The organism is Vibrio sp. 1F263, from assembly GCF_041439035.1.
Lineage (GTDB): Bacteria > Pseudomonadota > Gammaproteobacteria > Enterobacterales > Vibrionaceae > Vibrio > Vibrio tasmaniensis_A.
On record NZ_JBGONI010000005.1, the window covers coordinates 85,521 to 111,391 of the forward strand.

Consider the following 25,871-nt stretch of genomic DNA (forward strand, 5'->3'; position numbering starts at 1 on the left):
GCATTGAAGTTAATCGTGCTTAATCCAAAGGCTACGCGAGACCTCTTGACGTAAGTTTTCTATCAGTTTCTTGTTGGTGTCTGAAAACTGGCCGTTCTCAAACTCCCCCATAAAAAACAGACACTCGGCTAACGGCCTTGATTGCTCTTCCGACAGGTTACGTATAAGAGGGTGTTCATTATTTAGAGTAATATAGTGGTCATCTTCATATCCAGGTTCCCATAGCGAACCATCACTTGTTTTAGCTAGGCGAACATCAATATCTTCGATCAGAGGAGCAACTATTCTGTAGTTGCTCAAATGCTCTCCTCGACCAGAGCAAAGGATACGGAAGTCCAACAACCCATTAAAAATAGCTACTAAAGCATCACCAAATCCAGCTCTGTAAATACCATAACGATCCGCAATAATATTGCCAAACATATCCATGTTAGCGGTACCAACACTCTCGCAACCTAGTATCAAAGTGTAATGTGCTTTTACCGCTTCAGGCATAAAGATACGAGCATATTTTTTTCCTTGGTGTTGAAGTGCTTCTGCCACTTTTTCTGTAGAGAATATGAACGCTTCAAGTCCTAAGGTATCTGCGACCTCGTAAGCCATACGGGTAATTTCGGATCGTTCTGGTAATTGCTCATTGAGCCAATCTAGCAAGGCGACATGCTTTTTCTTTAAGTCGCCTTTAGGTAGGTCTGTAACTGCAACCTCAAAGATGCTTTCAAATTGCTCTTGGTGGCTAAATGCCACAGCACTTGCCGCTAGCTGGTAAACGTAATCGGTAACAATATGATCTGATTCATTAAAAATCCGGTTGAACAAATCTATAGGAATAGGAATTGTTGTCTTCCAAAAAATCAGACCGTCCACTCGATACTTTGGGTTTTTATCATTCAAATAACGTTTAAAGTCGAATAGATCATATTGGTAACTCATTCATCCTCCTCCACATCTGGAAGCTCGATACTCAAATGGCGTAGTGTTTGACTTACCTTTTGGCGAAATCCATTCAACGTATGCTTGTTAGCATCAGAGAACTCACCGTGCTCAGCATTTGATAAACTCCACAGCAGCATATCCAAGGCTTTCATGGCCTCGGCATTATCTTTGCAAACGTTATACATCTTATGGAAGTAAGGGTGTGACTTGCCAAGGGTGACGCATGTATTTCCTTCGTCATCACATGAAGGCTCCCATAAGCAATCACCCAGTAATGAATCTTCCTCATGTACACGAACGGCTTTGTCATCATAGACACGAATCCCCTGAATCACGATCGGTTTCATCTGATTTTGATTGCGGATCGTTACCGTGTCACCATCAACTTTAATTTCAGAGTTCTTGGTGTACTTTTTATGTTTATCAATCGCTTTATCGGCAGGGCCGTGCGCCCGCTTAGTATTTGCAGAAGTTAAGCGTTCTTGCCCTTTAGTCAACTCTTGACGCCAAGGAGAAATGAGCTGCTGTAACTCTTTTCTGATTTCGGCAGGGATAATGACACGACTCTTGCGAAAGTCGATGCTGAACACTTCATCTAATTCGTGGCTGAAATTCAACTCAACTCGAAGACGTGTGATCTTACTTTCTTTTTTATACATACGATGTGGCCAGCCATCGTGCCAGATAAGGCGACCTTCTCGATAGATGTAAAGCCCTTGATTATCGAGGCCATAACGGACGTAGTCTTGCTCATCAGAATTCAATTCATTTAGAGAAGGAATAACACCGCCTTTTACGGTAAAGCTAAGATTTTTATCGCCCTCAATTTGTACGGACCTCTCTTTCAATATACGAGAACGCACACCGTCCTTAGTTACAAATTGGGAGCAGAGAGGATCCCAACCCTTTAAGTTTACGGCTGGGCTATCTCCAACTTTCATTGAAATGGTGACTTCACCAGAGTTCAAAAACTTGAAGAATACTGCGCTTAGCTCTAAAGAAAGGTCTTTACCAAGAGACTTAATCTGCTCTCGCATTTGCTTTTCACTGCCAGACTTAACTAAACGGTCTATATTCTCCCAAATAATCATGGTGCCGCTAGTATTTGAAAAACTACTCAATACCTCAAAATCATCGTAATAATCATCTTCATCTGGAGTTTCTAACTCCCAGCGATCCGAAGCGATAATTTTATCTATATCCCACGCTCGACCGACGTTGTTACCATTCTGATGGGATAGCACTACAAGACGGCGACAAAATGCTGTCGATGCTGTCTTTAGCCCCATACCGAACTTACCTAACGATTTAGGATTGTCACGGCGTGGCGAACCATAACGCATTGCATTTCGTAGTTGTTCTTCTGACATCCCATCACCATTATCGCTAATGATGACTCTGAACTCTCCATACATATACTGGAGTTCGACTTCAATTTGAGTTGCATTAGCCGCTATTGAATTGTCAATAATGTCCGAAAATGCAGCCTCTTTGCTATAACCGGTATCACGTAAACTTTCGACTAATCGAGCCGCTGACGGGCGAAAATCATCTTCTTCTGGTAGTTCTATTTTTTGATTCATAAACCTAACGTTTCCAAATACTCTAGCATTATCTGCTTGTCTGTTTCTTTATCATCGGTAACTGAAACAACACGTTCACTGAGCTGCTGCTTTAGACGGATGCGTTCATCGATCTTTTCTTCAATAGTACCTGCGTAGTACATGTAATAAACATTCACTATGAATTTTTGACCATTTCGCCAAGCCCTTGCCGTCGCTTGCTCTTCAAGTGCAGGGTTCCACTGACGGCAGTAGTGAATCACATTAGTTGCGGCTGTAATATTGAGCCCCATACCTGCCGTTCGAGGGTGCAGTAACAAAACGTCAAAGCCTTTTGAGGAAGAGAAGGTATCAATAAGTGGCTGACGCTCATCATTGGGTGTGCGACCATCAATAACCCCAGGCAATATGCCATACCTTTCGCGTATCGCACCTTGTATTAAGTCAATAGCCTTTTGGAAAGTTGCAAAAATAATAACCTTCTCACCAGCTTGTACAATTTTATCCAATTGGATCATAAGTAACTCGAACTTAGCGCTATGCTTAATAAGAGATCTAACATCATTAGGTATTGTAGGGTTGATAAGTGCTGGGTGAGCTGTAAATTGCTGGAGTTTATTTATTAATGGAAGGATCCCACCACCACCGTTTTGATTATCTCTCTGCATCTCATCAATCAACGATTCATACTGTGCTTTTTCAACTTCTCCCATAGAAACGGCGGTGTGTATATCAAGCTTTTCTGGTAATTGCTCCAACACATCTTTTTTCATTCTGCGTAAAGTAATTTGACGCAAACTACTCTCAAGCTCTTCTAAATTCTTATTGAGTGTCTCAGACAAATCAGAATGAACATATCGACTCTTAAAGCTATCTTGCACCCCTAAAAAGCCTTCAAATACTAGGTCCGTTAACGCCCATGCATCCATTAAGCTGTTTTCAACTGGGGTCCCAGACATAGCAACGGTTACACCAACATTCAATCGACGAGCAGACAAGGAACGGCTCGATTTAGGTTTTTTTAACATACTCGCTTCGTCAAACAGAGCGAGGTCAAAATACATGTCTTCAAACATAGTAATATCTGAAGACATTGTCGTGTAAGGAGTAACCACGACATTATGCTCATCAAAAGCGGAAGCGACACCACGACGATGTTTTCCATAATGAAGGTATGGAACAATACTTGGGGCAAAAAACTGGAACTCTCTAACCCAGTTGTCGAGTAAGGGATTTGGAACGACGATTAAAATTTTACTGTTAGGATTCTTCTCTAAGACATCGCAACACAGCGCAATCACTTGGGCTGTCTTGCCTAATCCCATATCATCGGCAAGAATAGTTCCCACGCCGTTTTCAGAACAAAAACTTAGCCAGTTGACCCCTTCTTCTTGATACGGATACAACGATTGCACGAATAGCTTTTCATGATGAGCTTGTTTCTTCTGATTATCTCTCAGCATTTCAATTAAGTGAGCTGGGAACTCATCAATCAACGCTTCTAAATGTAAGGAACGAAGAAGTTTCATCAACTTAGGTAGCGGTAAGTCACCAAAAGCGATAGCTAGGTGCTCATTGATGCGGGAGCTAACAAAATGCACTCTTTTACCATCAGATATGAAGTAGCCATACTTAACCAACGAATGTGTTTGTTCTTTATCTAATGGTTTTCCACGAAAAAACAAAACAAAATTAGGGGCTGGTTCTGTTTCAAATTTAAAATGGATTTGAGCCGGGCGCTTAGAAATAACTAACCCAACCTCAACACCGTCAGAGTTGGCTGATATTCTCCCCAGCTTAAATAGGTGTTCAGCTTCCAAAAAAACATCATTGTGCTCAACCATCCCATTTTTAATTATATAAGCCATTCTCACTTCCTGTTTACAGGGTTAAAAACCGGATAACCACTTGCAATTATGTATGTCTAAATATACAGTGCACACTATCACCGGGGCAAAAACCGGATATCAATTGAGAAATATGGTGCACAAATTGAATACCTCCCATTATATCAAAGAGTTAAGAGATAGACTTGGTTTAGGGCAGCGCGAGCTAGCAAATTTGATAGGTCTAGGCAAAGACGGCGAACGAACAATTCGTGGTTGGGAAGCTGGAGAGCATAAACCTTCACCTCTTAAGTGGGGTAAAATTATCGACCTAGAAGATGAAATGAAAAGGTTCTACGATAATGCCCCTTTAAAACAAGGAAAAATAGAAGACGCAAGCTTTCGTTTTATCGATCTTTTTGCTGGTATTGGTGGTATCCGCTACCCATTTCAGCAGTTAGGCGGTCATTGTGTTTTCACCTCAGAATGGGATAAATTCGCCCAAAAAACTTACTTAGCTAACTATGGCGACATGCCAAATGGTGATATCACTAAGATCTCAGCTGAAGAGATCGATGATCATGAAATCCTTTTAGGTGGTTTTCCATGCCAAGCCTTCTCTCAAGCAGGTCTAAAACAAGGATTCAGTGATACACGAGGTACGATGTTCTTTGAGGTCCAGAAAATTTTGGCATTAAAGAGACCCAAAGCTTTTTTACTTGAAAACGTCAAACAGCTCAGAGGGCATGACAAAGGTCGTACACTAAAAACGATCATGGATATCTTACAAGGGAAACATGAACAACAGATCCCAGAAGATGTGCCTATGAGTGAAGAAGCACGACGTGCGTTGCAAGATGAGTTGAACTACTGGGTTGATGTACGCGTATTACGAGCAGGTGACTTTGGTGCACCTCAGAACCGAGAGCGAGTGTTCATAATTGGTTTTGATAAGGACCAGTTCCCAGGCGTAAATTTCGGCGATATGTTCAATTGGCCTGAGCCGCCAAAGACACCAACACGTGTTGGAGACATCCTACAAACACCAGAGGAATTGGCTGCTGATCATGCAGAGCATGGTAAAGACCGTTTTACTATTTCAGATAGACTATGGGAAGGACATCAAAAGCGAAAGGAAGGACATAAGACCAAAGGCAACGGGTTTGGTTATTCACTTTTCAATGCAGAGAGTGAGTACACGAATACCATCAGTGCTCGATACTATAAAGATGGTTCAGAGATACTCATTGACCAAGCCCAGCTCAATAAAAACCCACGCAAGCTAACGCCACGCGAGTGCGCTAGGTTACAAGGTTTTCCTGAAAGCTTTAAGGTTGATGCCGTTTCACAAAACCAAGTGTATCAGCAGTTTGGTAACTCAGTTTGTATGAATGTAATCCATGCCGTAGCTGAGCAAATGATCAAGACACTAACGGCAGCTGAAAAGTTGGTGGGCGAGCAACGCCAAGCTAGCTAAGCCAATTAAAGATAAGCCCCAAAGGGGCTTACCTTTTTTTATTGGTCATTACACAATTAACTCTATCCAAAACCCCCCAGATGCATCCAAACCTAAGATTAGAGTGCTCCCTTCTTGAGCACGGTTCATAACCTCATTAGTTTGGAAGTAAAGGCGGTACTCTGAACGTGTCGGGTGACTTTCTCGAGCATCATACCAAGTAACACTGCTTGCTACGTATCCATCTTGGCCTCGAATAGAAAAACGGGCATCAAAAGATTGTCGAGACAAACCCAATATACTCTTTAGCTGTACTACACCATTAAGCTCGTGCTGATTCGAGCGGTTTGGCTCAGCTTCTACAGCTGATAGTGTCTTAATACATGCAGGGTTCAGGCTAAGGGCTTTTATCATTAGAATCATTCCTTTTATCTTTATCCTTCATATAGATGGGGTTATTAAAGCAAATATCAAGAGTCATCTCCTCATGCTTTATTAACGTTCTTTCTATAACCTAATACACTGAACTCGATGCATTACTCTGAGGCACCTCTTGTCGAAACAGCCTACAGCTTCTGGGAGAAAAGTTAAAAACACTTAAATGATCTCAAGCACTGAGTAAGCATCTTTCAAAAAAGTGAACTGAAGGACGTTCCTGCATTTTTCATTTTCTTCGTGTTTGCGATAAGTGGGAGCTAACATGACTACGATTGTCGTCATTATAAAAATAGAAAAGAATCTGTTGTAAACATTTTCGACAGGCAAAAGAAAGGCTCGCGTGACTAGTGCGAGCCTTATGCAGTTTAGGGGGTAAACCACAATCTGATATTAATTGGGGTAATTATTTAACTTATGAGCCAGTATGCACCTGTGCGCATTGATGTACTATTTTTATATGATTCATCGCGATAAATCAATCGATAAAAGTTAGAGTTTGGTCAATTTAAACCATACAGATTGAAATGATTTAGCGATCTACATCTCGAAAATCATCATAAAACCCATAAAAATCAGATCTATAGGCTTCTCATTTGCCAATAGCCTTCACCATTGGTCGAGAGTTGGCAGTGTAAATAATCAAGCGTATCTGCGACTATTCCTGAAATGCCTTGTGGTGGATTGAATAACAACAAACCACTGCCGATTAGGCGATCATCCCCTTTCGGGTCTCGAAGGCGAAGCTCCGACTTAATTGGACTTGGCAGCAAACCATCTTTCACTGCAGTAACACAGTGATTCAGAATCAGTGAGCTCTTGTCATCCGTGTAAAGCGGGTACCAAATCAGTGCAGATACCTTTTCTGATTGTTGATACGCTTTAACCAAGGCATCAATCACTGCGAGATATTCAGAATCGGTTTCATAGGGAGGATCGATAACAATCAGGTGATGATTATCGTGTTTTGCTACATCATCAGGCAGCGCTTTGAGCCCATCACCTGCAGTAATAGTGAGCTTGCTTGAAACATCAAGGTCACGTTGTAACGTCTCAATATTAGTTTGCAGTAAATCAGCTTCATCTTGCTGAATGTCTGAAAAATAGAAACTATCTTGGCTGCGGCCTTGTTGGTAAGTGATGGCTGCTGAGCCCGGATAGAGAGAGATAAGTTGATTCGGATTGTAGTATTCCAGCACCGACATAAAAGAAGCGAATGCTGGAGGAAGATAAGCTTTGTTTCGCCACAAGTACCCGACCCCTTCAGCGAACTCACCCGCGTGATTGCTTGGCGCTGTGGTGAGGTCATAACACCCTGTGCCTGAATGCGTGTCGATAACATTGAGGCGAGAGTGTTGCTGCATTAATGATTGAACCAGTGCACTCAATACTGGATGCTTGAGTGCATCACCGTGGTCGCCTACATGACATTGATGTCGATATTCCATTACCTTGCCTCATTTCTACTGACGTCATATAAACATACTTCATATAATGAGGGCTTGCCTGCTCAATCCATTGTTTTTTGAAATAGCCTCTCTTTTAACTAACTGACTGACTCTTATAAAAAATAAAGCCCTTCGTCTTGCTACAAACGAAAGGCTTTGCTGAACTCACTCGTTAGTCAATGAGGACTAAGGCTGAGCGCTATCTAATTAGAAAACTTAAGCAATCAGGAAACTAAGGATACTCACCCTCAACTTCGATTACTGGTTTCACCTGATAGTGACAAGGCTGCAATCCAAGTAATTTAGGTAGGGTGATGCCTACTGAAATGGAGGACCACGTACCGCTGACAATACCCACAACGAGTGCAATAGCGAAACCTTGCAGTGCCGCGCCACCCAGTAGCCAAAGCGCAGAGACGGTAATTAGAGTTGTTCCTGAAGTCACCATGGTGCGTGAGAAGGTCGCTTTAACTGATTCGTTAAGCAGGTTGTCAGTATCACCGTTTGGATTGCCGCGCAGCATTTCACGAACACGGTCAGCAATGATGATCGAGTCATTCAATGAGTAACCCAAAATCGCCAACACGGCCGCTAATACAGTCAGGTTGAACTCAAACTGAGTAAAGGCGAACAAACCTAAAATAAGCGTCACGTCGTAAATGATTGCAGCAAGAGCACCAAGTGCCAAACGCCATTCAAAACGTACACTCAGGTACAGCATAATCATTAGGAAACACACCAATACCGCCAAGCCACCTTGGTCAACCATGTCTTGACCCACTTGAGGGCCAACCACGCTGCTGTTAAGCACTTTTACTTGGTCGCTCACAGAAGACAAAGCATCAACTAAGTTTGGCTGTGGAGCGTCTGTCAGTTGGCTGTAACGAATTGTCCAGCGATCCTGTTCTGCCATACCAACCACTTGAACGTCTTGTTGAAAAGCAGTGTCGAGCTTGGTTTTTAACGCATCTTTGGTTACTTGATCAGAGAGTTGAACCTCGGCAACCACACCGCCAGTAAAGTCCAAACCCCAGTTAAAACCTTTCACTGCCACCAGCATCACAGAGCTCATGAACAGCACAATAGAAATCACAGACATCACCTTACGAAGGCGAGTCATGTTTTTATCTGAAATATAGCGGTCTGAAATAGTCATTTTTGAAGTACTCATGCTTAAATCCTTACGTCGTGGCGTTGGTCACGCCCCCAAACCAAATTGATGATCGCTCGTGAAGCAAAAATGCCTGTGAACATACTGGTTAGAAGACCTAAGCCCAGTGTCAGAGCGAAGCCCTGAATCGGTCCATTACCAATGGTATATAGAGCCACAGCAACGATCATGGTGGTGACGTTAGCATCGAAAATTGACGAGAATGCGCTATCGAAACCACGGTCGATAGAGCTAGCAAAGCTGCGCCCTTCTTTCATCTTGTCTCGAATACGCTCGAAGATAAGCACATTGGTATCTACCGCCATACCGACGGTCAGTACTAAACCCGCAATACCCGGCAGAGTTAATACCGCACCCGGTAGCAGCGCAATCAAACCAAACAATGTGGTCATGTTAACCACCAATGCGCAGTTCGCGACCCAACCAAGACGGCGGTACCATAGCGCCATAAACGTTAGCGTAAGGCCAAGGCCAAGTGCCAAAGCAGCAAAGCCGTTAGTTACGTTTTCAGCACCCAAAGATGGGCCAATAGTACGTTCTTCAATGATGGTCACTGGCGCAGTCAATGAACCCGCACGCAGCAGTAACGCAAGCTCTTGCGCTTCAGCCAAGCTGCCAGCACCAGTAATTCTGAAACGACTACCCAGTTGAGACTGGATGTTTGCCACACTGATCACTTCACTGTCTTGCTTGCTGTTGCCCGCTCTATCACGACTGTATTCGCTGTACACGGTTGCCATTGGCTTACCGATGTTATGGCGTGAAAACTCAGACATTTTCTTACCACCAGAAGAATCTAGGGTAATGTTTACTTCTGCGCTGCCCATCTCACCAATGCCACTACGAGCATCGATAATGTGTTCACCGCTCAGTACTGCTTTGCGAGCGACAACGACACGGTTACCATCTGTATCTTTTAGCGTTTGAGTATTACGAGTTGCATTGTCGTAAACAGAGTAAAACGCCAAAGATGCGGTTGCACCAATCACGTCTTTTGCTGCTGCAGGGTCTTGAACACCTGGCAATTCAATACGAATACGGCTTTCACCTTGGCGTTGAATCGATGCTTCTGTGATGCCTAATTCTTCAATACGGCTGCGCATGATTTGCAGGTTTTGTTGAACGGTTAGGTTGCGTAGCGTTCTTTGCTCTTCTTCAGACTGAGTTAACGTCAGTGACTTATCTGAACGATCACGTAGCCAATGTGGGAACTCTTCACGAATCAGCTTTTGTGCTTTTTCGAAATCGGCGTCGGTACGGAAATCAAACTGAACTTGGTTGTTGACCACTTTACCACGTGCATAACGCACCTGACTGGTCACCTCATCGACCATCGCTTGCGCTTGTGCGTGGTAAACCGGTTCCATGTCCACTTCTAATAAGAACTGCACACCACCACGTAAATCAAGACCTAACTGAATCGGTGCAAAGCCCATGTCAGTCAGCCATTTAGGTGCTGCTGGCTCCATAGCAAGCGCAACCGTCGCGTTGTCGAGGAAGCGCTCATTAAGCACTTCTTTGGCTTTCGCTTGTTGCTCAGCGTCTTCTAAGATCACCACTAAACGTTTGTCTTTTTGAAAGGCTGATTTGGCTTGGATGCCTTCGCTCGCAAGGTATTGAGTAATTTGAGTGGCGTCGATCGTCTGCTCAGAGCGGTTACTGATTTGAACCGAGGCGTCTTCACCAAACCAAGAAGGTAGAGCGCTTAGAATCATGATGATGATGGTGGCGATAAGCACCACGTATTTCCACTTTGAGTAGTGGTTAATTTGTTTTCTTGGAATGCGTTTTTTCACAGTCAAGATCTCTTCTTTTTACCAATCACCGTAAACACGTGCTCAAAAATAGCGCCGGGAAAAAGCAGTGATCGAGCGTTTTAACCAGCTAGGATGGCCAGTTATTTACTGCGATTGGTATAACTAATGTTTTGCGAACACGAACGACAACTAGTCACAACCAAAACAAGCTGATTGAGTCATAGTGAGGCTAATAATTGTGTGTCGCTATATTGAGTTAATTGGCGAGTTCAATGAGCGCGAGGCGATCATCGATACGACCAACTTAAGGTCAAACGATTAGCTAAGAAGTTCTCGGAAATGCGAGTATTGAATGTTGCCCTCTTTCCACCCAGAAAGCCGGGAGGACGGAGAACTCACAATACTGGTCCAGTGCTGCTTGGAATCCAACAACGGCGTGTTGAAGAGCAGAGAAGCCAGTATTGAAGGGGGAGAGAAGTCGATCAGTAGATGATAAGCAGGCTCAAGGTCGGCCACGCTTTCTTGCTCGTTACTGAGCATACGTCTGAAGTTTGCAGCTTGGAGGCTCGACTCGGTGTCATGATAGTTGGAACTGTCACCATAAGGCACGGTACCAAACGGAACCTTATCGCACTCTAAGTAGCTCGACGGATTATCCGTAGTGGCTTGTTTACACTGTTTTATCGAGGAAGATTGTTCATTCTGCGAAGATTGCTCTTGAGCCGAATGAACTTGGAATGGCTTAGAAGGAAACGAATAGCCGTTAGAATTCACTAAGCCAAAGCTCAGTAAAAACAACATTAAGACTAATCGGGTACCTAGTTTAAGCAATTAACAATAATCCTGAATGGTAAACACTGCGACAATATATAACAGCTATGAAAGTTACAATTGATTTAGAAACACAACCGAACACATTTGACACTACGCTGACAATTGCTGACCTCCTAGCGCTGTATTCACGCATACAAAGTCGTCAAAAAACAAAAAGCCAAGCAATGAATGCTTGGCTTTAATGGGGTATTTGTCAAAGCACTTTTGGCTATCGTTTTCACGCTCTACGTTAGGCTTTAGGCTTTAGGCTTTAGGCTTTAGGCTTTAGGACGCATGATGTTCTTAACCTTACGGCTGTTCTCACCAAAAATACGCTGTATTAGATCATTCATATCTTCAGTGGATATCGATCTCGCCACGCGCTCAACTTGAGACAAGGCTTCGATATCGTAACCATGAAGTAGATAACGAGACACATACCACGCTTGGTCAATAGAGCTCATCTCAAGAGGCGTGAAGTCTGCTTCAAACTGTTTCACAACCGCTCGCATTTCCTCTTCAGAAACGCCTTGTAGAAGGTCTGCAATCACTTTATCAATCGCCACTTCCACTTTATCAACGTTCTCTGGCGCTATCATCGCACCGACAACCCACTCGTTACTCAACTCACTGTCTGCTGACGCTGAGAATGTATAAGGCGAGTAATCTAAGCTCAACTCTTCACGAATATAGGTATCTAAGCGAGTCGCTAACAAACGTTCCAGTATGCTTTCCATGAAGATATCTTTTGACGTAACAACTTTTTCAACCGTGGTTACAGTACTAGGTTCAGCAATGACTCTTAAGACGTACTCCGCGCTATTCACGTTGTTGATGGCTAAATCAATGCGTGGTTCTGATGGTTGCTTGTAAGCCACCTTAAAGTCAGGGACTAGAGCTTTTTCTAATGGAATAGAAGCCAAATATTGCTGAACCAAAGGCTTCAATACGCTTGGATTAATATCACCAACGATCACCAATTGGTTATGCCTCATTTGACCAAACAGTTGCTGATGAAGGTGGCTGATATCTTCCACAGAAACCACTTCAACACGGTCTTTATTAACAAAGAGGTGACGGCTTTCTTGACGATAAATATTTTGGTTTATTGCACGTTCAAACTGGCCAACAGGGCTGCTCAAGAACGATTCTTGACCTTGTACAAACTCCTGCTTCACAGCTTCTAGCTGCTCGGGACTTATTTTAGGCGCGGTTATGAAAGTATAAAGCGCAGCAAACGTATCTTTTAGCCCATCTTTTTTGATATTAAATTCAACACCATGACGAGTATTGCCTATAAAAGAATCGGCTTGAATATTTTCACGGTCAAGGTACGCTTGAAGTTCAGAACCGGTCAAATCACCCACACCACTTCGAGCAAAAGTAGGCAATGCAACCTCAACCGCTGGGTATAAGCTTGGCTCCAAAGCAGCCTTCCCACCCAAACTCATGTACATCACGCCAACATCATCATTCGCCAGTGAGTCACGTAAGTACCACATATCAATGCCATTACTTAACGTCCATTTTTGAATGTATGGGTCGACAGATACTTGTTCAACCAACACAACATCGCCTTGCGAACTCGGTACCGCAAAAGCACCGCCCGCCGCAGCAACCAACGGCGCGGTGCCCATGTCGCTATAAGTGGCTTTTAAGCTCTCTAACGAGTTATTGATTGCGGCTCTATTTTCAGTCTTATTCATGCCAATGATCATGAAATAATCACCAGAAAGTATGCTTTTTATGTTGTCATTAATCACTTCAAGACTGAAGTTGGAAATGAAATCTCCCATGCTGGTCTGATAATCTTTCTGTGATTGAACGATTCGACCAGTCACTAACGCACTTGCTTTATTGTTCGCGTGATCAACACCGTCTTCTTTATCCCAGTCATCCTCAATATTATCGAGTAAGTTTTGGTAATAGTGCTGCTCACCGACGATCTCCGCTTTCGACACGCCGTAATCCCGCAATGATGCCAACGTCGAGAGCATCTTTTGCTGAGTCACTTCACGACTTCCAACAGGGAATCCAATACTTGTAGATGAATAAAGCAGAGCACCCATTTCAAGACTGTCTGACGCTATCCATTGAGTCGGCAAAGCCGCATCATTAAATACCGCCTCAAGTCGTTGCTGAATCAATAACTGGGAGGTTTCATCCAACCAACGTTGGTGCTGTTGATCGTGAGTTTCAATGATGTTTGAACCTCGGTTAAACGTCAGTGAAATACTTGGGGCTTCTCTCTTCGTATACTCAACATAGTCACCTTCGTTGAAAGTGGTGACTGTCTGTTTCATTGGTTTAGGCGTTTCACCACGCTGCCAACTAGAAAACTTCGCTTCAATTAATGGGATCACGGTTTCGATATCCACATCACCTGAAACAACAAGCTCTACGATTTGTGGTTGATACCAAGTCTGGTAAAAGTTGTTTAGGGTTTGAGAAGTAGCATTTACAACCGATTCTTTAGTTCCCAATGCGTCTTGAGATTGATACGGTCCACCTTCAATAAAGTGGTCATAAAACACTTCAGGGAATGACTTATCATCAAGGTGAGCCATACGAAACTCCCCAAGAACCACACCTTTTTCTTTTTCAACTTCTGAACTGGCGAGATCCAATCCATCACCGATGTCTCGCATCCACGTTAGGGCAGACTGTAATTGGACGTTATCGGGTAAATCTAGCTGATATACCGTCTCTTCATAAGAGGTGTAGGCATTAATATCAGCCCCAAAACTAGCACCTGCATCTTCAAATAGGCGAATCACATCGTTTTGCGAGAAGTTCTTACTGCCATTAAATGCCATGTGTTCGACAAAATGCGCATAACCTTCTTGTTGACGAGTTTCTTGAATAGAGCCTGCATGTACGACTAAGCGAACAGAAACTGGCGCTTCATGATCAGGATAAACATGGTAGGTAAAGCCATTCTCTAGTTGGCCTGAAGTCCAAGCCGGGTCCGGTTGGATGAAGGTGTCAGTCGTTTTTGATGTTGAACTACAGCCAACCAGGGTAAGGCATACTGCCGTCGCTAAATAATATGTTTTCATAACAACCTCTTAATGTCATTCATCGACAATATACAGCTTGAGTTAACGATTATTATTTAATATTGAACCGGATGAGTATCTTTGTGATCTAGATCTTTATTTTATAAATTGCACTCAGTTATATAAGGCGCAAATTACGAGCATTTAAAAGTCAGTAACTAGTTTAAAAGTGACAAGCTTGAAAGTGATGAATTAAAAAGTAACGAGTTTAAAGACTAACCCTAACCCAAATAAAAAAGCCAAATGACGGTGCATTTGGCTTAGGTTCGATATCTTAGATTTAAGGTTGAAAGCGACTTTTCTACAAGGTCACTCTCTCAATGGGCTTAACTTTTTGGCCTTAACAAGTTCTTCAACTGGTAGCTGTTATCTCCAAAAATTTCTTTAGCATACTCCGTCATATCTTTACTAGAAATTGAATCTGTCGTTCCCTGTAAGTCAAACAGTGCCTCAACACCATAGTCATGAATTAAGTAACGTGAAATAAACCAAGCTTGTTGAGTAGGCTTATATTGAAGTGGCGTGAGGTCAGCCACTAGCTGTTTAGCAGCGGTTCGAGTCTCATCTTCAGAAATGCCTTTAACGGCTTCAGCAATAACTTTATCAATCGCCTGTTCTATCTTATCTGAGTTCTCAGGCGCAGCTAAAGAGCCGACCAACCAGTCATAACTTGGCTCACTGTCTTGAGATACCGAATACACAAAAGGCGCATAATCCAAGCCTAATTCTTCGCGAACATAAGCCGTTAGGCGGCTCGACAACACGCGCTGCAGCATATCGTCCATGAACACATCCTTTGCTGTTTTCTCTCGAGCTTGCTGAGAAATAATACGCAATAAGTACTGGCTGCTGTCTTCATTATTGATCGATATATCGATTCGTTCTTTCGAATCAGTGCTATAGGCAACTTGATAATCAGGAGACACAACGGCTTCCAATGGCAATGAAGCAACATATTGGCGTACGAGAGGCTTAATTTCAGATGGCTTAATATCAGCAACGATGACAAGCGTATTGTCTCTTAACTTCTGAAAGAGTTGGTGCTGAACGTCAAGTATATCTTGAGATGTCACGGCTTCAATATCTTCACTTTCCAGCATGATATGACGACTGCTATCTTGATAGCTATTATGGTTAACCATTTTCATAAACTGACCCACTGGGGTTTCTAGATAAGCCGTGCGATCTTGTGCAAATTCAGATTTCACAGCCTCAAGCTGATCGCTGTCAATTTTAGGTGCGGTCACAATGGTATACAGCGCAGCTAAGCCTTCTGCGAGCGTCTTTTTCTTAGTGCTTATTTCCAGCCCATGATGAGTAAAGTTGATGAAGGAATAAATTTGGATGTCTTTGCGTTTCAAATGGGTATTTAATTCCGATCCACTGAATTTACCAACACCACTACGGATCGATGCTGAAATCGCCACCTCTGACGCAGGAAATAAAGAAGAATCTAGGGCTGCTTTTCCACCTTCACTCGCATAATAAACACCAACATTATTACCCACCTCAGGGTTTCGTAAATACCAAACCTCGATACCATTGCTCAATGTCCATTGTTGTAAGTTAGGATCCTCACTCACCTGAATTTGTTTCACAATGTCGCCTTGAGATTCTGGCACGCTAAACGCAGAACTTGCGGTAACGAGCAGTGGCTTGTTACCATTCTTTTCATAGGCTTTTCTGACATCTTTTAGCTCGTTATCCATTGCTAGCATGTCTTCCTTAGACGATAAACCTAACCCCAAAATATAAGGGCTGGAAAGCAAATCATCTAAGTTATCATTCACGGCCTCGAGATCCGTATTCGCAAGAAACGTTTTCAAGCTCGACTTATAATCAAGCTGTGATTGAACGGGTTGGTTAATCACCAATGCTGTCGATTTACCATCAGCATGAGCCACAGCATCCATTTGATCCCAGTTTAATTGAATGTCATCGAGGTTCGCTTGGTATTGCTGAAGCACACTCGCCAACTCATATTCACTTACGCCATAATCACGCAAAGAGGCGAGAGTAGAAACAAACTGCTGCTGACTTTGCTCTCGGCTATTAACAGGAAAACCGACGGTAGTAATCGAATACCTTTGGTATTCTAATAAGTAGGGTGTTGAAGCAGCCCACTGCACAGGTAACGCAGCGTCAACAAAGTCAGAATTCAACCTTTGTTGGATAAGTTGTTGAGCAATATCATCTAACCAAAGCTGATGTTGTTGCTCATGGCTCTGTATCACTCTTTCCCCACGGTCAATGACTATCCCGATGCTCGGTGGCTCGACACCAGATCCATACGCCACAAAATCTTGAGTATTGTAATCCACTGACGTGTTCTTCACGGGAACCGGTGTTGTGCCTCTTTGCCAATCAGAGAAAGTATCTTCAATCAAAGGGATCACTTCTGCCAATGTGATATCACCAGAGACAATCACTTCGGTTAACTGAGGTTGATACCAGGTTTGGTAATAGTTCTTTAATTCTTGAACATTCGCTTTAGAAACGGATTCTTTATTGCCAATAGGATCGTTACTTTGGTAAGTCGTCCCTTCAACCAGATGATCGTAGAACTTAAACGAGAGAGGTTTATCTTCAACTCGCGTGTATCGAAACTCTCCAAGTATCACACCTTTCTCTTTTTCGATTTCAGCTTCGGACAGCAATAAACCATCGCCAATGTCTCTAAACCAAGCCAGCGCTTTATCTAAATTCTTATTGTCAGGTAGATCTAACTTATAGAGGGTTTCTTGGTAAGAGGTGTAAGCATTTAAGTCTGCACCAAAGCTGGCACCAGATTGCTCAAATAGCTCGACCACCTCATTTCCTGAAAAGTTCTTGCTGCCATTAAACGCCATATGCTCAACAAAGTGGGCGTACCCTTTCTGTTGTTCGCTCTCTTGCAAAGATCCGGCATGCACGAGTAAGCGTACCGAGACAGGTTGTTCTTGGTCAGGGTAGACATGGTAGGTTAATCCGTTATCTAACTCTCCTTTGACCCAGTATGGATCGGATTTCAATAACGTTTGTTGTTGAGGAGTAGAGCTGCAACCTAGCAATGTGGAGCTCAATACGACGACTAAATAGTATGCTTTCATAACGATCTCTTTGAAGGGCTTTCCTCCAATATATCCGATCGCAATAGCATAATAATTTCATATAAATTCAGTCATTTAAATTTTGAGAGACAATCTAAACATGCATGAAACTGTCAACTTTATAAATTACACAATCTGATAGTCATAGGTTATAGATCGGGTGATTTCACATCCCTTAAAACTGATTTATTAAATTCCCTTAAACAGGTTTCTCACATCCCTTTAAAAAGAGCTTGCGAAGCGCGGCTGATCGGTAACTTCTCTCCTGACACATAAGCAGACATCTGGCCTGAAAGCCCTTTCTTCACTTTATCAATGGCTGACACTTTCACCACCACCGAGCGGTGGATCTGCCAAAACTCATCTGGGTTAAGCTGCGCAATCAGCTCTTTTAGCGACACGCGAAGAATAAACTCCTCTAGCAAACCGCCTTGGCCTTTTTTGAATATAGACACGTACTTGTCTTCCGCTTTGAAGTAAGCAACATCATCGACGGCGATAAGGTGGATGTCTTCCCCGACACTGGCTTTGAGCCATGTGAGGTGCTTTTGCTGCGATCGATAGGGAGGTTGTTGTGAAGTCGATTTTGATAACTGTTGAAGCTGAGCCATTAACGCCGTGATATCGGGCTGTTCTGGCGTAATACCTGATTGTGTTTGATTGCTCGACAGACGCGCTTGCACCTTCTGGCATGTCGCCAGTAAGCGCTCTTCATTGATTGGCTTAAGCAGGTAATCCATCGCATTATGTTCAAAGGCTTTAACTGCGTATTCGTCATAAGCCGTAATGAACACAATCAATGGCGGCGAATCTAGCTTGTTCAATTGTTTCGCCAGCGAGATTCCATCCAGCTCAGGCATACGAATATCGAGAAACGCCACGTCGGGCTTAAGCTGCTGAATACTCTGCATCGCCTCCAAACCGTTTTGTGCCTTGCTGACGATCTCCAGCTCCGGCCAAACCTCAGCAAGGCTCTTGTCTAGGTGGTGCCTTAACAGTGCTTCATCGTCTGCGATAATCGCCGTTACGCTCGGCTGTATTGCTGGGTTGTTCATGGTTAGTCCTTTAAATTCACACTGTAAATCGTCTATTTTTCGTCACTGTTCTGTGCTTTCTGGTCTGTAATTCTAAGCGGCTGCGTCAGTCAGTGGTAACAAGATCGTAGAGACTACCCCACCCTCAGCTTGTTCAGTAATCGTTAGGCTCGCCTGATCACCATAAAGGGTTTCGATTCTTTGACGAATATTGCTTAACCCAACACCATGCCCCGTATTCGCAGAAGGTATTTTCAACCCTGCACCACTGTCTGACACTTCAATCTTCAACTGCTCGGCTTGTTGAGTAATACGGATATTCACTTGGCCACCCGCCGCTTTGGGCTCGATGCCGTGCGTGAGTGCATTCTCGACCAAAGGTTGAATCAAGAACGGTGGAATCACCTGCAAATCACTAATCTCGTGTGTTTCAATCGAGAACGTTAAGCGCTCACCCAAGCGTATCTTTTGGATATTAAGATAAGCGTCTAACAAGTCGACCTCTTGTGCGATGGTCGATTGCTCAGTGCGGCTGTTTTTCAGAGTTACACGTAATAAGTCAGTCAGTTTTTCGAGCATCAACTTGGCTTTCGCGCTGTCACTCTCAATCAATACATTGATGGTCGCAAGCGTGTTGAACAAGAAGTGCGGTTCAATTTGGCTCTGCAGTTGCTTAAGCTGACTCAGCACCACCACCTTTTCTTGATCAGCTTGGCGACGCTTGGCCACTTCTAATTCGTTATCGGCACGTAACTGCTGCTCTCGTGTGTAGAAATAGTAATAGCAAACCGAACAGAAGATCACACCGAGCAACACCACAGATTTAAGGTCCGAAATATTGGCCCCGAAATACCCATTCAACCAATAGTGCGCGTTCAAGGTACCAAAGGTCATCGCGATCACCATTGAGATACCCACTTCAAGCGTTCGGGATGTCCTCTTAAACAACTTAACCAAGATGAAAGAAGAACCCACGGCGCTGTAGCCAAAGCCAAAACTGATTGCCAGGTTAACCGTTAATCCGCCGCCCCAAATCGTATGGGTTGTAATCGCAATAAGAACACAAAATAGCGTGGTGAACGCGAAACTCTTAATCCATGAAAATCGACTGTTTGAAGAAGTGTCCATTAAAATCGTCCTTTGATATTTAAGAGAATCATATGACTATCGGGTAAGCTGGCGTAAGCAGAATCACTTTTACCACCTAGAAAGCGTGCAGCAAGTTCCAAATCCAACGATGAATTGCCATTATCTAAAGCCTGATAATTGAGCCACTGAGTCGCAATAAAACCGCCATCTTGAGGAGACAACATCACATCGAATGTTGGCGTGATATCTTCAAGCCAGCCATGTGTCGAATCCAGAGACCAATGAAACATGATGTTGTGTTGAACCAAATTGGCGTGTTGATAGCCTTGCGCATAAGAACCAGCCAGTGATGCTGTCATTGGATTAACCGACAAAGACTCTGCACTTTCTATTGCGCTTTGCCATTCAGAGTTGCTCCACGCTCGGCTATCAAACCAGTATTCCAGAACGACATTATGGCCAGTGTCATTGGCCCATGTTAATCCGGCTAACGCTTGATAGGCCTCGCCCTGCTCTTTAAGATAAACCGGTTTAAGCATTGAGTCTGGTTGACTGTAGCCAAGGCTTTGTCGTTGATAGACCACCGAACCATGAAACTCCCACGCGAGGTTTAATACCGAAACCAAACTCGCACCAAGCAAGCCGTGGCGTACATCGTCATAATAGGCGATCCATTGATATTCATGATCACCCACTAAATTGTAACGACGCACCCCAAAGCCTTGTTGCTGGTTCTGCTTTTCGAACTCATTCACGTCCTGAGAAGTCCACGAAGAATCACTGTAAAGCAGTGTCCACTCGCCCGTCATATCGAACAGTGACGCCGAGGCCACTCCTGCACCCTCTTCTGCGACAATACCGACTGGGTTCTGGCGATAAGGCTTGATGATGTCTAAAGGTCGGTAGCCATAACCCACGCCCCAATCTAGGCGAACCTTGCCAAGAGTGACATCGAGGTAGTGATCACCGACTATAGAATTAGACAGCTCAACACCACCTTGCCAAAACAACTCACGCACAATGAATTCCGATTCAAAGCTCGCGTCTTGTTGTTGAGGGTTATTGCTTAGAATATCATTGGCTTTCACTGCGAACAGACCAAGCCAATTGTCATATCCAACCTCAAGATCCAACAAGCCATTCAAAGACTGACGATTATCAGATGGTAAAGGGCTAAATGGCGACTCTCGCGATTCAATCGCTTCTGCACTGAGTTGCCAATCCCACGCCAAGCTCAGATCGTCCGCTTGAATCGTGTTACTCACACAAGACAAAGCAAGCAAAGTAGCGATTGAAGACTTGATGTGGAATCGGCGATTGGAAGCTTTCATGACACCCACCTAAAGCCCAGACACACTGTTACGCGATAAGTAAGCAGGGTTGTAGTATTTGTCTTCCAAGCTTTGTTCAATCACTTCGCGATACTCAATCACGGTTTTCTTGCTTGGTTGAATCTTATCGAGCAAGGTCATCGACACAACGGTTGGTAATCCATCTCGCACGCCTTCGGTAAACCACGCTTGCTTCGCCAGTTTTCCCGAACGCAGATACATATCCGCTTTAACTGGGAATGCTCGATCTGCCGTTAACCACAGATCAATCGATTGATAGCTGGCACCCTTGGTTTTCGCCGCGAGCTTTAGGTGATGGGTATTTAGTGTCTCGCCAGTCGGCATCTCAACCTGTTGCTCGGCAACCCACTCCCCTTGGTAGTCTTCGCTCCACGTCAGCGTCGAGATATCCCCGACCGAAGCTTCACCCAACAGTTTTTGCATCGGTGTGATACGAATTGGTCGGCGAGATTTCGGCATCAACAGCCAATAATTATCTTCTATCATCAGCATCTTTTGACCTGCCTCGACGGCTGATTTGAACACCACCAACGACTCTCGATTTGGTCTTGTATAGACGTTGTATTCACGGGTTTTGTCCAGTTGCTCGTCTTGATACAACGCCACCAAAGACACTACCTTAGAGGCTTGTGCGCTGTTCAACCGGTAACTATCAGCCTTGGCGATCATCTCTGTGACTTGTTGTGAATCGACGGCCCAGCTAGGTGTTGATGCTAGAACCAACACAGAGCCCAACGCGAAAGCCAAACCCAAGGTATTGAATGAACGAGTCAATTTACACATAAACCAGTGCCTCCGTGATTGGCTTATTCACACCTTTACGAGCAGAGAAATAAGCAGCCAGCAAACATATCGTCAGCACACCTAAAGTGGCGTAACCAACTAATTCCAGTGAGAAGTAAATGTTGAGTGGGTAACCTTCGGTTCTGCCGGGAGGTGGCGGCATCTGTATATCAACGACCAGCAATAACAGCGACACTAAACCACTCACTAAAGCGCCAATCGCGCTGCCAATCACCGCCAGCAATCCCGCCTCTTTTAAGAAGCCTGCCACGATTTCAGAAGGGTAACTGCCGAGTGCTGACAAGGTGCCAATTTCACGAGTTCGTTCCGTCACCGACATGGTCATAGTATTAAACAGCGACACGAACACCACCAACGCCATCACTGCGCCCATGATGCCGAAGATCCGGTCGTAAAGATCTTTAACCTTGGTGTAGAAAAACGCGCGATCTTGCCATGGGGTAATCTCGATCTCTGTGCCTTGATCGCTTTGACTTGCACTATTTCGATCTAAAGCAGTTTGGATGCGCTGTTGAACTGTCGAGGTCTTGCTTGTTTCAAATAGGAACACCGACAAGGTACTGACTTTGTCTGAGGCCAAAAGCTCTTGAGCAGTGGTGATGTGAACATACAGCTGACGCTTATCCAGCTCAGGAACCCCAGTCGAGTAGATGCCCTGCACCTTAAAATCAAAGGCATTCAAAGCGCCATCACTAGTAGTCGCAAGCAGTGTAACCCAATCACCAACCGCAACTTTGAGGTTACGAGCAAGGTCAGTTCCCAGCATTACTTGTGGCTCTTGGCTGTCGTATCTTGGAGATTTCACATCCGACAGGGTTTGTCCGCTGCGCACATCTAAGAAAGGACCTTTCATATCGAACTCACGCTCATTCACACCCGTCCCCATAAAAATGGTCGACTTACTGCCGTTAGAAACCAAGCCACTAAAATAGACTCGCGGCTGCACACCACGCACGTCGCTGTCGCCAATAATGCTCTTGGTTAGCGCTTGAACGTTGTCCAGACCATTGCTCAACGGCATGTCTTCGTCTTGTTCAAAATATCCCGGCGTGCTCAAAGTAAGATGACCAGTATCTCGCGCTGTCGATTCACGCAGAGATTCATAGGTGTAAAGCCCATAGCCGCCCGCACTGGTCAGCGCAAATACCGCAATCGCGATGATCAATACCGAAAGCAGGCTGCGTCGACCGTTTCTTAATAAATTAAGCCACGCCAAACGCACCGAAGTTGGAAGTAAAAACGTGCTCATTCTTTGCGTTAACTTGCCCATGAGATCGCCTCCGTAGTTGCGGCTTGTGGCGCCAGTTGGCCATCGATAAGTTCAATCACTCGATCGCAGCGCTGTGCCATTCTTGGGTCGTGCGTTGCGACAATAAAAGTCGTGCCCATTTCGTGGCCGAGCTCTTTCATGATATCGATCACAAGGTTCGCAGTGTGACTGTCTAGGCTCGCAGTCGGCTCATCGGCAATCACCAAGCTTGGGTTGTGAATCAACGCTCTGGCTATCGCAACACGTTGCTGCTGACCGCCTGAAAGGTTGTCTGGACGGTGATGAACGTAATCTCCTAGCCCAACACGCTCTAACATCTCTTGAGCTCTGGTCTGTTGTTCTTGTTTCGAGCATTGGTTCAACATCAATGGATAAGCGACGTTTTCTAGCGCGGTCATCACAGGAACCAGATTGAAGCGTTGAAACACAAAACCCAACGACTGACGACGAAAACGTGCAGCAGCGATTTGCTCTGCTGGATACGGTTGGCCATCAATATTGATCTGCCCTCGGTAGTCCATGTCCAACAAAGCCAAAATATTCAAAAGTGTGCTTTTCCCTGAACCCGACGGGCCACATAACGCCACCATTTCACCGCGTTGGATATGTCCATCGACCCCGTTTAATGCATCAACACGTTGACCGCCCGTGACATATGCTTTGCCGATATCTTTAAATTCAATCATTTCGTTGTCCTCTGATTACCAATCCATTCTCAAGCTATCGCAAGCCGCAATTGAGCTTTCACAGCTGTTATTTGGCTTTGGCTATTAGGGCCTTCGCTGTCATGGTCTCGATGTTTCCGGCATCGGTACTTTCCATTTTTTCAAGCCACATCTGTGCTTGCTCGAAGTCTTCAGCACGAATCGATGCGGTAATGGCGTAACGGTAAATCCACGAGGTCGCAGCGAAATGTTGTTGTTGGAAATCATCTTCCGCGAGTAACGAGAGGAACAAGTCATAACCACGATCAAAATGGTTAAACATGTCTGGTAGAGAAGTGTAAGTCACCGCAGCCATAGCGCGAGTCAGGTAAGAATCTGGCAGCCCTTGAACACGAGGTTGCTCATGAATCGGTTGGTCTTCGTCTTTAAGCAGCACCAGTGATTTATCAATGGTCGACAAACCCTTTTCCACATACTTCATCTTGTTCCAAGGTAAGAACGCATCACGCCCCATCAGGGTTTCTGTGCTTCCTAAATAAACTAAAGTCAGTGGCGTAGCACCATCTTGTTGTAACGTGTCATTCAGGCGTTCGTAAGCCACCTCAACCAAGTCTTCATTGCCTTGCGCGGCTTGATTGTAGATATCAAGAACGTCTGAACTTGGGTTAGCCTGCGCCAAAGTGGGTGCGAATGAAACAAGTGCAATCAGTAATGAACGCTTAAGCAGAGAAGTGGTAGAGCCTGAATTAAATGAGTGTGAAGTAGTCATGATTTCTAATCCCTTTCAAATGTTGACGTTGAAAGGTTAACTAGAATTTGTCATGCAGTTTTATCAATGCGACGAATGGTAATTACGAGGAGTGAATGGTTGAGAGGCGGTGTGAGTGGGCAGAGAAAAATGAAAAGGCCAGTATCTCGCATTTTCAATTAACTTAAAAAATGCTGCGGGCGATTTTAAGCGAAGTGCATAACGAATTTAGCTCGATTAAATTATTAATCAAACTGCTTTTCAGCTATCTTAACTACTTAATTGACAATAACGCGTTTAACAGATAATACTCACAACACGCCCTCGTTATGTTCAATTGCCATTTCGTTTTATACAAATATTAAGGGGCAAGAATGGCCAAAGACTTTTACAATAATTTGGATTTGAACCTGTTACGCACTTTCCTAGTTATTTACCAAGAAAAAAACCTTCAAAAAGCATCAACACGCCTTCATGTATCGGCCCCTGCACTAAGTAAGTCACTCAATCGACTACGTCATCATTTTGATGACCAATTATTTTTAAAAGTACCTAGAGGGTTAAGCCCGACACCATTCTCTGACAACCTGGCACAAAAGATCGCCCCAACCTTCGACACTTTAAATAATAACATCAAGTCACTTCAAGAATTTGCACCGAGTGATCTTAATGGAAAACTCACAATTGCGATCTCTCCATTTCTATTACACGCAATAGGGAAAGATCTCTTTACTGAAATTCATCAACAAGCTCCTAACGTTGAACTTCATTTAGTTAACTGGTCAAAGAGTTCTCTAGAAGATATTTCTATAGGCACAAGTAAACTCGGCATCAATTACGACCTTCCATTATCTAGGAAAGATATTGCGTGCCAGTTTATCACTAAAGACCAGTTTCGAGTCTATGTGAGGAAAGATCACCCCATACAAGATCGCATTGAGTTTTCCGATGTTCAAAACTACCCAATTGCGACGCTTATCGCTGCCGATTGGAACTTAAAAGAATCCTTTGCTGAAAAGATTATTCGAGAGGTTGACATAACACTTCAACCGAACATCGTTTTCCGTTCGGAGCTCCCATCTGCGATCTTGGAAACCATTTCTGAAACCAACATTTTATTCCCTTCAACAGGGTATATTCATATCGAACGATACCCAAACCTTAAAGCCTTGAGCCCTATAGATACAGAGCAGAACTTAGTAAAAGACATACTGGTCTATTACCCAATAAAAGATAAAAATGACCCAACGCAACAATGGCTGCTAAGTATCATTACCCAACTTCTCGAAGATTGGGATAAATAACCTATTTACGGTATCTGTGTAAGTAACCTCTTAGGGAAAGATGCCTCTGTGAA

The 25,871-nt window shown here is 44.0% G+C and carries 19 protein-coding genes; 2 read left to right on the forward strand and 17 right to left on the reverse strand.

The features are described from left to right. Positions 1-9: 9 nt before the first annotated feature. From ACED25_RS05055 to ACED25_RS05065, 3 genes are read right to left on the reverse strand one after another with little or no spacing between them, the layout of a single operon-like run. Positions 10-933 (reverse strand): hypothetical protein, encoded by a 924-nt coding sequence (locus ACED25_RS05055; RefSeq protein ID WP_371694780.1) that lies wholly within the window; start codon positions 931-933, stop codon positions 10-12. Beyond that, positions 930-2,519 (reverse strand): ATP-binding protein, encoded by a 1,590-nt coding sequence (locus ACED25_RS05060; protein ID WP_269335351.1) that lies wholly within the window; start codon positions 2,517-2,519, stop codon positions 930-932. The genes ACED25_RS05055 and ACED25_RS05060 overlap by 4 nt, the downstream gene beginning before the upstream one ends. Next, entirely contained in the window at positions 2,516-4,366 is a 1,851-nt protein-coding gene (locus tag ACED25_RS05065; protein WP_371694781.1) for a DEAD/DEAH box helicase, read from the reverse strand. Before ACED25_RS05065 ends, ACED25_RS05060 begins: the two co-directional genes overlap by 4 nt. Before the next feature lie 52 nt (positions 4,367-4,418). Here ACED25_RS05065 and dcm point away from each other — a divergent pair, with 52 nt between their 5' ends. Next, complete coding sequence (dcm, locus tag ACED25_RS05070) at positions 4,419-5,801, forward strand: DNA (cytosine-5-)-methyltransferase (RefSeq protein WP_371694782.1); 1,383 nt, start codon at positions 4,419-4,421, stop codon at positions 5,799-5,801. A 48-nt stretch (positions 5,802-5,849) separates the two neighbouring features. On the opposite strand, the gene ACED25_RS05075 is transcribed toward dcm, so the two are convergent. The 14 genes from ACED25_RS05075 to ACED25_RS05140 all read right to left on the reverse strand — a co-directional run bounded on the left by ACED25_RS05075 (position 5,850) and on the right by ACED25_RS05140 (position 24,535). Continuing rightward, positions 5,850-6,194 carry a type II restriction endonuclease gene (locus ACED25_RS05075; protein ID WP_371694783.1) on the reverse strand — a complete coding sequence of 115 codons (345 nt, stop codon included), beginning with the start codon at positions 6,192-6,194 and terminating at the stop codon, positions 5,850-5,852. A gap of 602 nt (positions 6,195-6,796) precedes the next feature. Further along, the gene (gene rlmJ, locus ACED25_RS05080) at positions 6,797-7,663 is read right to left on the reverse strand and encodes a 23S rRNA (adenine(2030)-N(6))-methyltransferase RlmJ (RefSeq protein ID WP_012601255.1); all 867 of its coding nucleotides are present in this window, start codon (positions 7,661-7,663) and stop codon (positions 6,797-6,799) included. Positions 7,664-7,895: 232 nt separating this feature from the next. Then, positions 7,896-8,834, reverse strand: a complete 939-nt coding sequence (gene secF / locus ACED25_RS05085) for a protein translocase subunit SecF (RefSeq protein WP_017102207.1) — start codon at positions 8,832-8,834, stop codon at positions 7,896-7,898. Between the two features lie 2 nt (positions 8,835-8,836). Continuing rightward, positions 8,837-10,636, reverse strand: coding sequence for a protein translocase subunit SecD (secD, locus tag ACED25_RS05090; RefSeq protein WP_371694784.1), 1,800 nt, complete (start codon positions 10,634-10,636; stop codon positions 8,837-8,839). Positions 10,637-10,909: 273 nt separating this feature from the next. Beyond that, positions 10,910-11,392 (reverse strand): hypothetical protein, encoded by a 483-nt coding sequence (locus ACED25_RS05095; protein WP_371694785.1) that lies wholly within the window; start codon positions 11,390-11,392, stop codon positions 10,910-10,912. Positions 11,393-11,682: 290 nt separating this feature from the next. Next, positions 11,683-14,463, reverse strand: coding sequence for an insulinase family protein (locus ACED25_RS05100; protein ID WP_371694786.1), 2,781 nt, complete (start codon positions 14,461-14,463; stop codon positions 11,683-11,685). Between the two features lie 326 nt (positions 14,464-14,789). Further along, on the reverse strand, positions 14,790-17,552 hold the full coding sequence (locus tag ACED25_RS05105) for a M16 family metallopeptidase (protein WP_371694787.1): 2,763 nt from the start codon (positions 17,550-17,552) through the stop codon (positions 14,790-14,792). A 212-nt stretch (positions 17,553-17,764) separates the two neighbouring features. Further along, positions 17,765-18,607 (reverse strand): LytR/AlgR family response regulator transcription factor, encoded by an 843-nt coding sequence (locus tag ACED25_RS05110; protein ID WP_371694788.1) that lies wholly within the window; start codon positions 18,605-18,607, stop codon positions 17,765-17,767. A gap of 72 nt (positions 18,608-18,679) precedes the next feature. Further along, positions 18,680-19,714: a sensor histidine kinase gene (locus ACED25_RS05115; protein WP_371694789.1), complete on the reverse strand. Its 1,035-nt coding sequence runs from the start codon at positions 19,712-19,714 to the stop codon at positions 18,680-18,682. Continuing rightward, positions 19,714-21,006, reverse strand: coding sequence for a hypothetical protein (locus ACED25_RS05120; RefSeq protein WP_371694790.1), 1,293 nt, complete (start codon positions 21,004-21,006; stop codon positions 19,714-19,716). The genes ACED25_RS05115 and ACED25_RS05120 overlap by 1 nt, the downstream gene beginning before the upstream one ends. 9 nt (positions 21,007-21,015) lie before the next feature. Beyond that, positions 21,016-21,810, reverse strand: coding sequence for an outer membrane lipoprotein-sorting protein (locus ACED25_RS05125; protein WP_371694791.1), 795 nt, complete (start codon positions 21,808-21,810; stop codon positions 21,016-21,018). Further along, complete coding sequence (locus tag ACED25_RS05130) at positions 21,803-23,101, reverse strand: ABC transporter permease (protein WP_371694792.1); 1,299 nt, start codon at positions 23,099-23,101, stop codon at positions 21,803-21,805. The genes ACED25_RS05125 and ACED25_RS05130 overlap by 8 nt, the downstream gene beginning before the upstream one ends. Then, positions 23,089-23,787: an ABC transporter ATP-binding protein gene (locus ACED25_RS05135; RefSeq protein WP_371694793.1), complete on the reverse strand. Its 699-nt coding sequence runs from the start codon at positions 23,785-23,787 to the stop codon at positions 23,089-23,091. The genes ACED25_RS05130 and ACED25_RS05135 overlap by 13 nt, the downstream gene beginning before the upstream one ends. A gap of 67 nt (positions 23,788-23,854) precedes the next feature. Beyond that, on the reverse strand, positions 23,855-24,535 hold the full coding sequence (locus ACED25_RS05140) for a hypothetical protein (protein WP_371694794.1): 681 nt from the start codon (positions 24,533-24,535) through the stop codon (positions 23,855-23,857). Between the two features lie 353 nt (positions 24,536-24,888). On the opposite strand from ACED25_RS05140, the gene ACED25_RS05145 reads away from it, so the two are divergent. Then, positions 24,889-25,818 (forward strand): LysR family transcriptional regulator, encoded by a 930-nt coding sequence (locus ACED25_RS05145; RefSeq protein WP_012601267.1) that lies wholly within the window; start codon positions 24,889-24,891, stop codon positions 25,816-25,818. The last annotated feature ends 53 nt before the right edge of the window (positions 25,819-25,871 follow it).